At 70.2% G+C, this 15,267-nt stretch carries 10 protein-coding genes; 7 read left to right on the top strand and 3 right to left on the bottom strand.

Annotated elements, in window-relative coordinates:
* Window positions 1-3,936, top strand: coding sequence for an FxSxx-COOH system tetratricopeptide repeat protein (gene fxsT, locus NBZ85_RS02510; RefSeq protein WP_261561454.1), 3,936 nt, complete (start codon window positions 1-3; stop codon window positions 3,934-3,936).
* 17 nt (window positions 3,937-3,953) lie between these two features.
* On the opposite strand, the gene fxsA is transcribed toward fxsT, so the two are convergent.
* Window positions 3,954-4,142 (bottom strand): FxSxx-COOH cyclophane-containing RiPP peptide, encoded by a 189-nt coding sequence (gene fxsA, locus NBZ85_RS02515; RefSeq protein ID WP_261561456.1) that lies wholly within the window; start codon window positions 4,140-4,142, stop codon window positions 3,954-3,956.
* A gap of 601 nt (window positions 4,143-4,743) precedes the next feature.
* Between fxsA and NBZ85_RS02520 the strand changes: the two genes are divergently transcribed.
* The 4 genes from NBZ85_RS02520 (at window position 4,744) to NBZ85_RS02535 (ending at window position 10,015) form a co-directional block, all read left to right on the top strand.
* The gene (locus NBZ85_RS02520; RefSeq protein WP_261554216.1) at window positions 4,744-5,934 is read left to right on the top strand and encodes an acyl-CoA dehydrogenase family protein; all 1,191 of its coding nucleotides are present in this window, start codon (window positions 4,744-4,746) and stop codon (window positions 5,932-5,934) included.
* Between the two features lie 71 nt (window positions 5,935-6,005).
* Window positions 6,006-7,211, top strand: coding sequence for an acyl-CoA dehydrogenase family protein (locus tag NBZ85_RS02525; RefSeq protein WP_261554217.1), 1,206 nt, complete (start codon window positions 6,006-6,008; stop codon window positions 7,209-7,211).
* A 145-nt stretch (window positions 7,212-7,356) separates the two neighbouring features.
* Window positions 7,357-8,001, top strand: a complete 645-nt coding sequence (locus NBZ85_RS02530) for a GNAT family N-acetyltransferase (RefSeq protein WP_261554218.1) — start codon at window positions 7,357-7,359, stop codon at window positions 7,999-8,001.
* 331 nt (window positions 8,002-8,332) lie between these two features.
* Window positions 8,333-10,015, top strand: coding sequence for a mechanosensitive ion channel domain-containing protein (locus tag NBZ85_RS02535; protein ID WP_261560576.1), 1,683 nt, complete (start codon window positions 8,333-8,335; stop codon window positions 10,013-10,015).
* A 605-nt stretch (window positions 10,016-10,620) separates the two neighbouring features.
* Here NBZ85_RS02535 and NBZ85_RS02540 read toward each other — a convergent pair.
* Window positions 10,621-10,941 (bottom strand): GlsB/YeaQ/YmgE family stress response membrane protein, encoded by a 321-nt coding sequence (locus NBZ85_RS02540; protein ID WP_261561457.1) that lies wholly within the window; start codon window positions 10,939-10,941, stop codon window positions 10,621-10,623.
* 152 nt (window positions 10,942-11,093) lie between these two features.
* Window positions 11,094-11,564: a hypothetical protein gene (locus NBZ85_RS02545; RefSeq protein WP_261561458.1), complete on the bottom strand. Its 471-nt coding sequence runs from the start codon at window positions 11,562-11,564 to the stop codon at window positions 11,094-11,096.
* A 714-nt stretch (window positions 11,565-12,278) separates the two neighbouring features.
* Here NBZ85_RS02545 and NBZ85_RS02550 point away from each other — a divergent pair.
* Both NBZ85_RS02550 and NBZ85_RS02555 read left to right on the top strand, forming a co-directional pair.
* Window positions 12,279-13,763 carry an amidase gene (locus tag NBZ85_RS02550; protein ID WP_261561459.1) on the top strand — a complete coding sequence of 495 codons (1,485 nt, stop codon included), beginning with the start codon at window positions 12,279-12,281 and terminating at the stop codon, window positions 13,761-13,763.
* An 84-nt stretch (window positions 13,764-13,847) separates the two neighbouring features.
* A complete protein-coding gene (locus NBZ85_RS02555; protein WP_261554167.1) occupies window positions 13,848-14,984 on the top strand; it encodes a PP2C family protein-serine/threonine phosphatase in 1,137 nt (378 codons plus the stop codon).
* Window positions 14,985-15,267: the final 283 nt, after the last annotated feature.

Raw genomic sequence — 15,267 nt, forward strand, 5'->3', positions numbered from 1 at the left:
GTGACGGGATCACTACTGGGACGCATCGTCACGTTCTACTCATACAAGGGCGGGACCGGCCGCTCGATGGCACTGGCCAACATCGCCTGGCTGCTTGCCAGCAACGGCCGGCGCGTCCTCGTCGTGGACTGGGACCTGGAAGCGCCTGGCCTGCAGCGATACTTCCATCCGTTCCTGCACGACCCCGAGCTTCGCTCGACCCGCGGGGTAATGGATCTGATCTGGGACTTCACCGCGACGGTGATGTCCCCACCGGTGCGCGGCGAGGAGGACTGGTTCGAACGAGCCACCGCGATCACTCCCTATGCAGAGTCTCTGGATTGGGACTTCCCGAAGGACGGGACGATCGACTTCGTCTGTTCCGGTCGGCATGACCCGGCCTATTCTCAACGCCTGAGCACGTTCGACTGGAGCACGTTCTACGATGCGCACGGCGGCGCCGATTTTATCGATGCCCTTCGAGAGAATATGCGTTCCGCCTACGACTGGATACTCATCGACAGCCGGACCGGGCTAAGCGACACCGCGGGAATCTGCACAGTCCAGTTACCCGACATAGTCGTCAACTGTTTTACACTCAGTACCCAAAGCATCGAAGGTGCGGCCGCCGTCGCACGGTCAATCAGCGGCCGCAACGATTCCCATGATATTCGAATTTTCCCGGTCCCGATGCGAGTCGAAGACGGCGAGCAGAAGAAACTTGAACTCGGGCGCGATCTCTCTCGGGCAACCTTTGATGTCTTCCTCCAGGAGCTGGATTCAGGCGAACGTGACCTGTACTGGGGTGACGTCGAGATACCGTACAAGCCTTACTACGCCTACGAGGAGATTCTCGCCGTCTTCGGAGATCGGCCGCACCAGGAGGGAACGCTGCTCGCCGCCTACGAACGGCTGGCCTCTCATCTCACCGACCACGAGATAGACACCATGCCCGCGCTGAACGAGCGGCAACGCCGCCGCGTTCTGGCAGGCTTCGAGCGCACCCAGATCTCGATTCCGACCGACATCGTGGTCAGCTATGCCGCCGGAGATCGCAACTGGGCCGACTGGATCGTCACCGAGTTGACGGCGGTCGGCTTCGCCGTGACCCCGGAGCCGGTCGCAACCGAGCCGCCGGGTCGGATCGATGGTGTCTCGGCGGAATCCGATGGCGGCGCTGGGCGCAGAACGGTTGCCCTTCTGTCCGCTGCCTACGTCCGATCGGCTCAGGGGCAGGCAAGGTGGCGCCGGGCGATCGCCCGAGACCCGGATGGACTCGCTCGGCATCTTCTACCTGTGCGCATCGAGGACTTTGCGATTCCAACCGAGTTCGGCGACCATGATCACACCGATTTCGTCGGCTTAGACGAGGCGCCCGCACGCCGAGCCCTGCTCGCCGCTGTAGGTCGCCCGCACCAGCGCGCGACGGTCGACCGGCCGCAGGCCGACGTGGCCGCCATCGTCCGGTTTCCCGGGGCGCCGCCGCAGATCTGGGCAGGCGTACCAGCGCGTAATCCTGCCTTTGTGGGCAGAGAAAACATGCTCGCCCACATCCGCGACCGCTTCGTCGGCAACGACGGCGCGCCAACCCACGCCCAGGTGCTGCAGGGTCTCGGCGGCGTGGGCAAGACCCAGCTCGCCGTGGAGTACGTGTACCGCTTCGGCGCCTCCTACGATCTGGTCTGTTGGGTGGGCTGTGACCAACCCGCGCTGGTCCGCAGCGGCCTGGCGGGCCTGGCACGGGAGCTTCGGCTACCCGTCAGGCCGGGCCACGAGCCGATCGACGATGTGCTGAACTCTCTGCGCCGAGGCGCTCCGTACCGGCGCTGGTTACTCGTCCTTGACAGCGCGGACAGCCCCGACGAGATTATTCCACTGGTCCCGCACGGCCCGGGACATGTACTCATCACCTCCCGGAACCAACGCTGGCAGGGACGCCAGGAACGCGTGGAGATAGGCGTGTTCAGCCGGGACGAAAGCATCGCTCTACTCCGTCGGCGGGCACCCACGCTGACCGCCGAGGTTGCCGCCCAGCTTGCCGAGGCACTCGGCGATCTACCGCTGGCCCTCGAACACGCGGGTGCCTGGCACGCCGAGACCGGGATGAGTGCCGAAAGCTACCTTCGTCTCCTCGGCAGCAGTCCCGGCCCGCTGCTGTTGGAGGGAGAGATCCCCACCTATCCACGGCCCGTCGCCCGGACATGGCTGCTGTCGGTCGAGCGACTGCGCGAAAAGGTTCCCATCGCGGCCCGCCTCGCCGAGCTGTGCGCTTTCTTCGGACCGGAACCGATCGGCCTGCAGATCTTCACCGGGGACGGGCTGCGGGATCTCGCGGACCCGGGGGACCAGGTGTTTCGGAACCCGATCACGCTGGCCACCGCCGTACGGCACATCACCGAGCACGCGCTAGCCCGGGTCGATGAGAAGGGCCAGAGCCTGGAGATGCACCGACTCGTGCAGGCGGTGATCCGAGACGACCTCGCGCCCGATCGACGAGCCGACGTCCGCCGCCGGGTCCAGACCCTACTCGCCGCCGCCAATCCCGGCAAACCGGATGATCCGGACAGTTGGCCCCGCTATGCTCTACTCCGTCCGCACATCGGGCCAGCCGGCGCGGCCCGTTCCGACTCGCCGGAGGTTTGCGGCCTGGTCGCCAACCTCGTGCGCAGCCTGTACATGCAACGCGATCACAGCGGCTGCCGAGAGCTCGCCGGCGAGACACTCGCCGTCTGGCGGGACACCCTGGGCGAGGACGACCGGCGGACCCTGGAACTCGCCTTGGACCTCGCCGACAGTCTGCGGGCTTTGGGCGAGCCAGAGCAGGCCCGGGGCCTGGACCAGTCGGCCAGGCAGCGACTGCTGCACACTCTCGGTCCCGATGCTCCGCTTTCCCTGCGAGCAGCGATGGCGCTGGGTGGCGATCTGCGCGGAATGCGCAGCTACCAGGAGGCTCGCTCGCTGGACGAGGAGACCTACGAAAGATTTCGCGCCCACGGCTTGCTAGACGAACCCGACAGGATCAAGATTGCCAATAATCTCGCGGTGTCCCTACGCTTCGTGGGCGATTTCGAGCATGCCCTCGAACTTAGCCGGGACGTATATGAAAGAGTACGCCGACTGCGCGTCAAAAATGTCGTCTCCGAACTCCAGTTCGCCGACAGCCACGCTCGGGATCTGCGAGAGTTCGGCCAGTACCGGGAATCCCTCCTGATCCTGAAGGCGACGGTAGCCCGGTGCCGCGATATTCTCGGAAATGATCATGCCGACACTCTCCGATCGCTACGCAACTATGCGATCTCATTGCGCTGGTGCGGCCAGGTCGAACGCGCCCGCAGGGAGTCCGTCCACGCCCTCGACATGTTTCGCGCCCGGGTCGGTCGAGATCATCCGGAGACTCTGGCAACCGCAGTAAGCCTGGTCTGCGACCTGTGTCTGGCCCAAGATGCCTCGGCCGCGCGCAACCTGGCAGAAGAAACATCCCGGCGCGCCCACAGTCGGCTTGGACCGGACAGTCTCTACACACTCGCCGCAGCGAATTCACTGATTATGGCGTATCGTCTGGATGGCAGCACGATCACTGCCATCCAACTCGCAGAACAGACGGTCGAAAGACTGAGGACCTCTCTACCGGAGGATCATCCGTTCATATTCTACTGCACCGCTAATCTTGCAAACTGCTATTATGATGCGAACAATTTCATACGCGCGCATGAGCTCGACCAGAACGTCGAGTCCCACCTGCGAGCGAAACTCGGCAACGGCCACCCGCTCACGATGCTTGTCGCCGCGAATCATGCCGCCAGCCTGACGAAGACGGGCCAGGAATCGACCGGGCTCGCGGTGCGGGAAAGCGCACTGACAGATCTCGAAGCAAGCCTCGGATCAGACCATCCGAGTACCGAACGAGTGCGCAACGGCGTCCGTATAGATCTTGAGATCGACCCTCCGCCGCCCTGAGTTCAGCACCGAGCGGTTCATCGACCGTCGTCAGAACGAACGCTCGAGTTGAACCCTGACTGTGAGGCGGTCGGGCTCTCGGCCTCCTGACGCAGCCTGGCCAGGGCGCGCAGGAGGTGGGGGTTCGAATGGTCGCCGAGCTCGGCGAGTCCTGTCCTGGACAGGTCGGGCAGAACCGACTCGAACACGTTGTCCCCGTCGATCATGCGTTGGTCGCTCCCGTCGTGGCTCCGGCCCCGCGCGGCTGGCGTCAGGTGCAGCGTACGGGCAGGTCGTCAACCCACCGACAACACCGCGGACAGTGCGCGCGAGTCGTCCGTCACCCCGTCTGTCCAGCAGCTGCCAGCGCGGCTCACCACCGCGTCTCGAGTCGCCCTGGCCGGCCGGCAGAGCGAACGGAAAGCCGCAGTTCACCGGCAGTCACAATTCGATGGCATCAGGCGAACCGGCGGCGGCGCCGCTCGGCCTCCAGTGATCCTCCGCCGGACGGATTCGACGAGCGGCCGGATCGGGCACATCGGGCCATCCTCCGAACGGGGGATGGCAGCCGATCCGCGGCCCGCAGATCGGACCGCTCACCACACCTGTTGACTGTGATCTGGGCGACCTGTTTAGGTCGGATGGCGAGATGCGGCATAGCTCACACTCCGCACGTCATCCTGGTGCCCAGCCGCCCGTCGGCTCCGGGCCCCGCCGAAGGGTCGGGGGCCGGTCAGGTTCAAGGGTGGGCGCGGAGGCGATCGCAGGATCGCTGGTGGGAGCACGCCGGCATCCGAGGTGTCCTGTCGTCCATGCGGGGAGTGGCCCATGAGCTCGGAGTTCGCCTGGTCCACTGAGCAGGTCGAGCTGCGCCGGACGGTGCGTGCGTTCGCCGCGGCGGCCTCCCCGCAGGAGGAGGTCCGACGGCTGATGGCGTCGCCGCTCGGCCACGATCCGGCCGTGTGGTCCCGGCTCGGCGAGGAACTCGGCGTGCTCGGCCTCGCCGCGGACGAGGAGTACGGCGGCGCCGGCGACGGGCTGGTCTCCCAGGCGGTGGTGATCGAGGAGCTCGGCCGGGCCCTCGTGTGCGGGCCGCTGCTCGGGTCGGTGATCCTCGGCGCCACGGCCCTTGGCGCGCTGAACGACACCGCGGCGCGGGCCGAGCTGTTACCAGGGCTCGTCGAGGGCCGGACGTCCGCCGCGCTGGCGGCGCCGCTGCATAGGGGCGGGTTCGATCCGGCCGCCGTCACCGTGACCGCCACCGCACACCAGCGCGCCGCCTCGCCGGACGGCGCCGCGACCGCCGGGTACACGCTGCGCGGATCCGTCCCGCATGTGCTGGACGGCGCCGCGGCGGACCTGCTGCTGGTGGCCGCGACGATCGGCGGCGCGGACACGGACGACGACGATGACGCGGTCGGGCTGTTCGCGGTGAACGCCGGCGCGGCCGGCCTGATTCGGGAGTCCGCGCCGACGATGGACCTCACCCGCCGGCAGGCGACCGTGAGCTTCAACGACGTCCCGGCCCGGCTGCTCGCCGCGGCGCCGGAGGCCGCGGCCGTTCTCGCCACCACCGCGGAGACCGCCGCCGTGCTGCTGGCCGCCGAGCAGGTCGGCGCCGCCCAGTACCTGCTCGATCTCTCCGTCGAGTACGCCAGGACCCGGCTGCAGTTCGGCCGGCCGATCGGGTCGTTCCAGGCGGTCAAGCATCTGTGTGCCGACATGCTGGTGCTGGTCGAACAGGCTCGCTCGGTGGCTTACCACGGGGCATGGGCGCTCGACGAGGGCACCGACGACCCGCGGATCGCGGCAAGCCTCGCGCAGTCGGTCTGCTCGAAGGCCTTCACCCAGGTCGCGGCGATGACCGTGCAGGTGCACGGCGGGATCGGTTTCACCTGGGAGCATCCCGCGCACCTCTACCTCAAGCGGGCCTACACCGACGCGGCCCTGTTCGGCAGCGCCGAGACGCACCAGGAACGGCTGGCGCAGCTCGTCCTCGACGAGGCCGGCGCGCCGTAAGCACGCAGGCGGACCATCAGGCAGGACGACGTGGCATAGACGACGTGACAGATGACAGGCGGGAGACGGCGATGAGCGCCGACACGGCCGACGCCCTGGCTGCGGCGGGGACTTCGCAGGACGACGATCGGGGGCGCGTCGAACGGGCCGCCCGCGGGGTGCTCGCCGGCATCGACCCGGCCACCGCGACGACGGCGGAGTTCCTCGGCGCCTGCTACGACGCTGGCCTGGCCTGGGTGCACTTCCCCGTCGGTTTCGGTGGGCTCGGGCTGCCCGCGGGGCTGCAGGCTGCCGCCGACGCGATCCTGGCGGCCGGCGGGCGGCCCGACCCGTTCCTGAACAACCCGATCGGCGTCGGGATGGCCGGCCCGACCCTGCACGGTCACGCCGGTGAGGAGCTGCGTGCGAAGCTGCTACGCCCGCTGTACACGGGCGAGCAGATGTGGGCCCAGCTGTTCAGCGAGCCGGGTGCGGGCTCCGACCTCGCCGGGCTGTCGACCCGCGCGGTGCGCGACGGCGACGGGTGGGTGGTCGACGGCCAGAAGGTGTGGACGAGCCTCGCGCACCTGGCGAGCTGGGCGCTGCTGCTGGCCCGGACCGACCCGGATCTGCCCAAGCACCGCGGTCTGACGTACTTCATCGTCGACATGCACGCCTCCGGCGTCGAGGTCCGGCCGCTGCGGCAGGCGACCGGCCAGGCTGAGTTCAACGAGGTCTACCTGACCGGCGTGCGCATCCCGGACACCCAGCGCCTGGGTGACGTCGGCCAGGGCTGGAACGTGGCGATGACGACGCTGATGAACGAGCGATCCGCGATCGGCGACTCCGCCCTCGGCCGCGGCTCCGGCACGATCGCCGACGCGCTGGGGCTGTGGCGGGACCGGCCCGACCTGCACAGCCCGGCGCTGCGGCTGCGGCTGGCCGACCTGTGGACGCAGGCCGAGGCGTACCGGCTCACCGGGGAGCGCGCCCGGGTCGCTCGCACCGCCGGGCCGCCTGGGCCGGAGGCGTCCATCGGCAAGCTTGTCGGCGCCGAGCTGAACCAGAAGATCTATGACTTCTGCATGGACATGCTCGGCCCCGAGGGCACCCTCTACGACTCCTACGACGACCCCGCCGACACCCTGCAGCGCCGGTTCCTGCGGGCGCGGGCGAACACAATCGAGGGCGGGACGTCGCAGATCCTGCGCAACGTCCTGGGCGAACGGGTGCTCCGGTTGCCCGGCGACGTCCGCGTCGACACCGGAAAACCCTGGCGGGACATCCCGCGCGGCTGATTCCACCCGGCACCGACCCATCCGTCCCTAACCACCCGGCGCCGGCCGTCCACGGTCAGATCTCGGCGCGCTCGCGCCAGCCCGCGAGGGCCGGTGTCGCAACACCGTTACCCGAACGATGCCGCGAACGGGCAGGATCGGACAGGTGCGCACACGGCGGGCGTCCCCGGAGGACTGGGACACGATCTGGCCGGTCTGGCGAGCCGTCGTGATCGAGGGCGAGACCTGCCCCTGGGAACCGGACACCGGCGAGGAGACCGCCCGAGCCGTCTGGATGCTCCCGCGGCCGGCCGCGGTGCTGGTCATGGAGCAGGACACGGCATCCGACGAGGGGCTGGACAACGCTCGGGACGAGGGGTTGGGTGCGACGACCGTGGTCGCGACCGCGCTGCTGACCCCGAGCCTGCCGGGTCTCGGCGACCATGTCGTGCAGGCCATGTTGTTGGTCGACCCGAAGCAGATCGACCAGGGGGGGCCGCGCGCCGGCGGCAGCCAGTACGACGACCACGGGCCCTACGGTGGCCCTGCGTCCCCCACCCGTGGGCGTGCCGGCGGTCACTGGGAAAGCGTGAGCCGCCAGGCTGCCGAAGAAATGATCGAATATGCCACCGACCTGGGGTACCAGGCGATGCAGGTGCACGTCGTCGCCGCCAACCCGAGGCTGGTCTCGCTGTGGCGTTCGCTGGCGTTCCGCCAGGTCGGCACGCTACCCGCCGCGTTCCGCCACCCCTGGCTCGGCAACGTCGACCTTTACGTCATGTACCGCTTCCTGCCCCCGCGCGAACGCTGACTCCACCGGGGCCGGGACACCAGCTCAGGCAGCTCAGGCAGCTCAGGCGGCCTGCGGTGCGGTCCGGTCGAAGAGCAGGGCCCCGGCAAGTCTGCTGGGTAGCGACTCGCGGGTCGTGCTGGATGTTTCCGGTGGGGGTGGGGCGTGGTGGGCTGCCAGGGCTCGGGCCCCAAAAAGACTCGAAGTGGGCTATGGCCGGGCCTGGGCTGGCGCGAACGCCCGTGGGCTGTTACCCGCCGGACGGCTATGGCACGGATCACTTCTTGAGTCGCCAGATCACGGGCAGAGCACCCGAGGAACCCTGCCCCCACTAGGGACGAGGAGCCTGCCTGTGCGTGTAAGCGCCGCGCCCGATTTTTCCTTCTCCAACATGCAGTCGACGATTGCCGTGCTGACGGTCCTGGTCAGCGCGGTCGTCGTCGCCGTGGCCGCCGCCACGCTGCTGCACCGGGTCGCCCTGCGCATCGGCCGACATTCCCAGGTCGTCGCCGACCTCGCGCATCGCGGCCGGCGACCCGTTCGGCTGACCCTGATCCTCGTGGCGCTGCTCATCGGCCTGGGCGCCACCCACGAACAGGACTGGACGGAGCCGGCGGTCCACCTCTGCGGCATCCTGCTGATCGCCGGGATCGGCTGGTGTGTCACCGTCCTCGCGTTCGTCTTCGAGGAGCTGGCACTCGCTCGCTACCGGGTCGACGTGGTCGACAACCGCCATGCCCGGCGGGTACGCACCCAGGTCACGCTGATGCGGCGGATGACCGTCGCCATCATCTCGATCATCGCCGGCGCATCGATGCTCATGACGATCCCGAGCGTCCGCGTCGCCGGAGCCAGCATCTTCGCCAGCGCCGGCGTCGTCGGCATTGTCGCGGGCCTGGCCGCCCAGACCTCGCTCGCCAACGTCTTCGCGGGCCTGCAGCTCGCGTTCACCGACGCCATCCGGGTCGACGACGTCGTCGTCGTCGAGGAGGAGTGGGGCCGGATCGAGGAGATCACCCTGACCTACGTCGTCGTCCACATCTGGGACGACCGGCGGATGATCCTGCCGTCGACGTACTTCACCACGACGCCGTTCCAGAACTGGACCCGCAAGGAGTCCGCGGTGCTCGGCGCGGTCGAACTGGACCTCGACTGGGAGGTTCCGCTCGAGGAGATGCGCGCCGAGATGCACCGGGTCCTGGAGGCCACCGACCTGTGGGACCAGCGGGTCTGCGTGCTGCAGGTGACCGACGCCATCGAGGACCACATCCGGATCCGGGTGCTGGTCAGCGGCAAGGACGGCCCGACCACCTTCGACCTGCGCTGCCACGTACGGGAGGCCCTCGTGTTGTGGCTCCAGCGCAACCATCACCGGGCCCTGCCGCGAACCCGCATCGAGTTCGACGCCGCCGCCCATCTCTCCGGCCCCGGCCGCTTCAACCCGGCCGACGACCGTCGCAACGACGACCGTCGCCACGAAGACCGATACGATGAAGACCAACACAATGGTGCCGGCCCTTACGGTGCCAGAAGCCGCCAGGATGGAGCCGGCGACCGCGACGGCAGCGCGATCGGCACGATCGTACGCGAGCGGGATGACCGCGGCGGCGCGCCGAGCGACCGACTCCGCAAGCGTGACGGAACCCGGCGCGGCTGGGAGCCGATCACCACGATCACCCTGTCCACCCGGGACGGCGACGGCAACCCCCGGCCACCGATGCCCCGCACTCCCGACGACCAGGCCGGTCCGGGCCGCACCGGCGATGCCGCGGGCGGGCCGCAACCCCCCCATGCCGATGCCGCCGACGACGCGCGCCTGTTCTCCGGCGCGAGCCCGGACGCCGCCCAGCGGGCCCGTGACTTCAGCGAGACTCCCGACCACGCCCCTGACGACCGCCCCGACCATGGCGGCGAGGACGGTCACGACGATCCGAGTGCCGAGCGGCAGACCGCGCGGGACGCGGACACCCCCGGCGCCACCAGCACCGGGGACCATGAGCCGCGCAACCGCGAATCCGGCGACCACGACCGGTAGTGCGGCGCCCATCCGGCCACGACCTCGGCGACCACGGCGACCACGGCGTTCCGCGGAACCGCATCACGTGCCCCGGCCCCGGCTCGGGCCCCAGCTCGGGCTCGGGCTCGGGCTCGGGCTCGGGCAATCATGGTGCGGCGCAACCCCGCCGGGTGCCCAGGGCTCCGGTGCGAGTCTTGCCCCAGCTATGGGGGGCCGGCGAGGACGATGACAACAACGAAATGATCCCTCCGTGGCCTCAAGGGGTCACCATCCGCTGGCGTGACACGGTCGGCTACCTCGACATCGTGACAAGGATTGCCGAGTCGCGGCACTCCGAACGGCTGGGCTGTCTCCGGGCAGCGAAAAGCCGCCGGGACGGAAGTGCCGGCGGCGAAGTAAGAGCGGTTCGGAAGGAGCGTGGTGCAGGCGGAACCTCATGTTCCAAGGGATCTGGTGCTCGAGGGGACCTGGATCGGGAGGGACCCGACGGGCGGGACGGGGCCGACGGGCGAGGTCGGCACGGGCGGGCTTGGTTCCCGCGCCGTGCCGACCTCACGACCCTCGGGCTTCTCGGCAGTCTCGGAGATCACCTATGGGTGTCGCCGTGACCGACGGTCGATCCGTTACCGGCGGGCGTAGCGGCGGCTGCGACCATGCGACCGGCCGTGGCTGTGGCTGTGGCTGTGGCCACCGACGTTGCGCCAGATCAGCAGGACCAGGATGGCGCCGATGATGGAGCCGATGATGCCGGACGGCTGAAGCGCGCCCTCACCGATGTCCTTGTTGAACAGGACGTAGCCGAGGAATCCCCCGACGAACGAACCGATGACGCCCACGACAATGGTGCCGAGAATACCGATCGGATCGGGTCCGGGTAGCACCACGCGAGCGACCGCGCCGGCGACCAGACCGAGCAGAATCATGACGACAATGAATGTGACCATTTTATTCTCCCTGCCGAGGTGGTTGAGTCTTCTGTCCCCGCACCCGAACGGCATAAACACCGCTATGGGTGCTCTTTTCCGGTCGGAGTGGGGGCACTCTGGCGGGAAGCGGGGCGGGGACGGGCGACCGACCCACCTCGGGCAGGTGGTCCTCAGTCGGCGCGGCGGCGACGCCGACGGGCTCGCCGAACCAGCAGCAGCAGTGCGGTGCCGGCGAGGGCGCCGCCAGTGACCCGCGGGTGGTTGCGGGCCCGCTGCCCCGCGGACCGGGCCGCCTTGCCGCTGGTGGCGAGGGTCTTCTCGGCCGTGGCGTTCACCTGCGGGTGCTGCGCGAGCCGCTCCCGCACGGTTCCGACGGCCCGGTCACGGGCGCCGAGCGTCCGCTCGGTCGCGGCGGCCAGCCGGGGGTTCTCGGCGACCTTCTCCCGCACCGTCCCGGCGGCCTTCTCCGCCGCGCCTCGGGTCCGCTCGGTTGCCGCCGCGACGTGCGGTGCGAGGGTCGCAGCCGCGCCGTTGACGCGCCCGCGGACCTCGGCGGCGCCGACCGCCACCCGCTCCCGGGTGCTCGGTGACTCACCAGATCCGGATCCCTCCTGACCCGACACATCCTCCTGACCCGACACGCCCTCCTGACCCGACACGCCCTCAGCCGGCACAGGCGCCGTCGCCGCAGCCTCGGGGGTAGGCGTGGGCGGAAGAGGCCGGGAAGGCGGGGAAGGCCGCGAGGGGGCCTCGTCGAGCGCGGAGGGCGACGCGCCGTCCGGCGGAGTGATCGACGCGGGGTCTGGCGTGGCCGGGTTCGAATCCACTGACATCGTGTGGTTCCTCCTGATCGTCTTTCTTCGTCTCGAGGTCTTGCGACCCCGACAGTCCGGCCGGGCGGGCCGAGCGGGCCGGTGCCCGCACCGGTCGGAGGAGCTGCCGCGAGGACTCACCAGCGCCACCGCCTGTGTCCGCCGGGCGGCCCTGCCAGCGGAGCGGGTCGGACCTGGGTGCGGGTCGCACCGCTCGCCCACGGGAGGCCCCCTGGCGGCCGCCGGGACCCGCGGTATCGCCACGAGATGTTCACGATCCGTTCTGCCGACGGCGATACCCCGTCCTCGATGTTGATAACACGATGTGGGGCGTGTGATACGGCGGTGGCACGAAAACCTGTCCGACACGCGCGATATCACCCGAATCCTGCGGTGATGCACGTTAAACCGTTCTCTTCCTCATGGCTCTCCCAAATCGGTGACCGAGACGGAGAATAGGAGGTATCGCGCGAGGGGCAGGGCGAGCGGCCCGGGTTCGGTTACGGTGCGGGCAGCAGGCCCGATGCGGCAGGGGGGTGGCTGATGTCGGACGCGCCTGAGGTGCTCGTCGAGCCGGAGCGGGATGGCCCGCTTGACGGCGTCGCCGTCCTCGCCGCCCGGCTCGCGCGGGGCGAGGTTTCCTCCCGCGAGCTCGTCGAGGCCGCGCTGGACCGGATCGAGGCGACGCAGTCGACCCTCAACGCCTTCCGCCGGGTACGGACGCAGGAGGCACTCGCGGAGGCGGTGGCAGCCGACACGGAGCTCGCGGCCACGGCGGCCGGTCGAGACAGGCCGGCGGCGGGCCGCCGGCACCGCCCGTTGCTCGGCGTCCCGATCGCGATCAAGGATGACACGGACATCGCGGGCCTGCCGACGGCGTTTGGCGCCATGGGGGAGTTCCCGCCGGCGGTGCGGGACAGCGAGATGGTGCGGCGGCTGAAGGCCGCCGGGGCCGTCATCGTCGGCAAGACGAACACGCCCGAGTTCGGCCAGTGGCCGTTCACCGAGGGCCGGGCGTTCGGGGTGACCCGCAACCCGTGGAATCTGGACCACTCCCCCGGCGGCTCCTCCGGTGGGGCGGCGGCCGCGGTGGCCGCCGGCCTGGTTCCCGGCGCGATCGGTTCGGACGGCGCGGGTTCGGTGCGCATCCCGGCCGCCTGGACGCACCTGGTCGGGATCAAGCCGCAGCGCGGGCGCATCTCCAACGCGCCGGTGCGCGAGCAGTTCAACGGCCTCACCGTCTACGGCCCGCTCACCAGGACCGTCGCCGACGGCGCCCTGCTGCTGGACGCCCTGGTCGGCAGCCTGCCCGTCGACCGGGACCGGCTACCGACACCGCTCGAGCCTTTCCTGGCCGCGGCCGGGCATCCCCCGCCCCGGCTGCGGATCGGGCTGTCGCTGCACCGCCCCTACAGCGGGATGCCGGCGAGCCTCGACCCGGCGGTGCGCGCCGCGGTGGAGCGGATGGCCGAGGTGCTCGCCCAGCTCGGGCACGACGTCGTCCCGGTGGAGCCGCCCTACGGCCTGCTCGGGACGATCTTCCTTCCGCGGTCCATGGACGGCATCCGCGACTGGGCCGGGCGCGTCCCGGACCCGTCCCAGCTCGACCCGCGGACCGTGGCCAACGCGCGGACCGGCCGCCTGCTGCGCCCGTTCCTGCCGCTGACCCGCGCGGCGGAGCCGCTGGCCCGGCTCAACATCAGCCGGATCTTCCGCCGGGTCGACGTGGTGCTCGCGCCGACGACGGCGACGCCCCCGCCGCGCGTCGGCGAGCTCAACCGGGACACCAACTGGGCCACCGACCAGGCGATCGTCGCGGCCTGCCCGTTCGCCTGGCCGTGGAACGTGCTGGGCTGGCCGGCCGTCAACGTGCCCGCCGGACGCACTGCCGCCGGTCTGCCGGTCGGCGCACAGCTTATGGGGCCCGCGAGCAGCGAGGCCCTGCTGATCTCGCTGGCCGCGCAGGTCGAGGACCGCGAGCGCTGGCACCTGCATCACCCGGGCGAACGCACCACCCGCACCGCCTGACCTTCTGGACAGGTTTATCTGACCCAACCGGGCCCGTTGCGAGGGTGTGTGGTCGAACGTCTGGTCTGCTCGGGAGAATGAACCATGCGATCTGCCCGGACGAACCCTGCCGCGCCCGCAGGAACCGATGCCGTGGGTGACCCGGAGAACGTGCGCCTACTCGTCGCCGGAACGGCCGTGCTCGTCCTGGCCCTCGTCGTCGATCTGGGCCCCGGTGTCGCCCTGACCGGGTACTTCGGCCTCGGGCCGCTGATCCTCGCCGCCGCCTGCCCGCCACTGATCACCGCCGGCATCGGCGGTCTCACGGTGGCCGTGGCGATCATCTCCGGGATCTGGGACCACCGCTTCGGCACGCAGGCGCACATCGCCGCGATCATTCTGGTCCTGGTCCAGTCCGCGATCGCGGTCTACATCTGCGTGTACCGGGAGCGGCAGCGCTCGAAGCTGCACCGCGTCCAGGCCGTCGCCGAGGTCGCGCAGCGGGCGCTGCTGCCGGCGGTCCCGGGCCAGCTCGACGGCACCGGCTTCGCCGCCCGCTACCTGTCGGCGGCGCAGGAGGCATCCGTCGGTGGCGATCTCTATGAGGTCGTGTCCACCTCGAACGGCATCCGAGTGATCATCGGGGACGTGCGGGGCAAGGGGTTGCCGGCGGTTCGGCTGGCCTCGGTGGTGCTCGGCGCCTTCCGCGAGGCCGCGGTGACCTGGCTGGATCCCGAGCAGGTGACGGCGGCGTGCGCCCGCGCGGTGGGGCGGGAGGCCGGGCCCGAGGACTTCGTCACCGCGCTCGTCCTGGACATCCATCCCGATGGCCGGCTGGGCATGTGCTCGGCGGGCCATCACCCGCCGCGGCTCGTCTCGGCGGACCGGTCGTCGATCCTGGAGGTGCGCTCGCCCAGCCCCCCGCTCGGGCTGGCCGAGCGGTTCACCGTCACGACGGCGCAGTGGGAGGTCGGCGACCGGCTGCTGCTGTTCACCGACGGGCTGATCGAGGCCAGGGACAGCCGGGGACGCTTCTTCCCCCTGGACGATCACCTGGACCTGGTGCGGGGCGGCGGCCAGGAGGAGGCTCTCGACCGGCTCATCGCCGCCCTCAGCTCCCATGCCGGCGGCGCCCTGCACGACGACCTCGCGGTCCTGCTGGCCGAACGGCAACCCGCTCCGACCGCACCAGCCACTCCGACCGTGCCAGCCGCACCAGCCGCGCGGGCCGCCGCCGACTAACCGGACCCCACCGGTGCCGGCGTCAGCTCTCGGCCCGCCGGCGTCAGCTCTCGGCCCGCCGGCGGCCGCGGCCCTCCCGCCGGTAGGAGAACGGCCCCGGCAGGTCCACGCTGGACAGGCCGCCGCGGCGGTTGCGCGACCAGACCCGCCAGGAGATCCGCCCGGGCGAGCTGCTGCACGACAAGGTCGACACCTATGCCGCGCTGTCGTCGGTCCTCGCTCAGATCGAGGCGTCCACGCTGAAGATCAGCGTCCTGCTGCTCACCGGTGACCTCGCCGACAG

The sequence above is a fragment of the Frankia tisae genome (assembly GCF_025403405.1).
GTDB classification, from domain to species: Bacteria; Actinomycetota; Actinomycetes; order Frankiales; family Frankiaceae; genus Frankia; species Frankia tisai.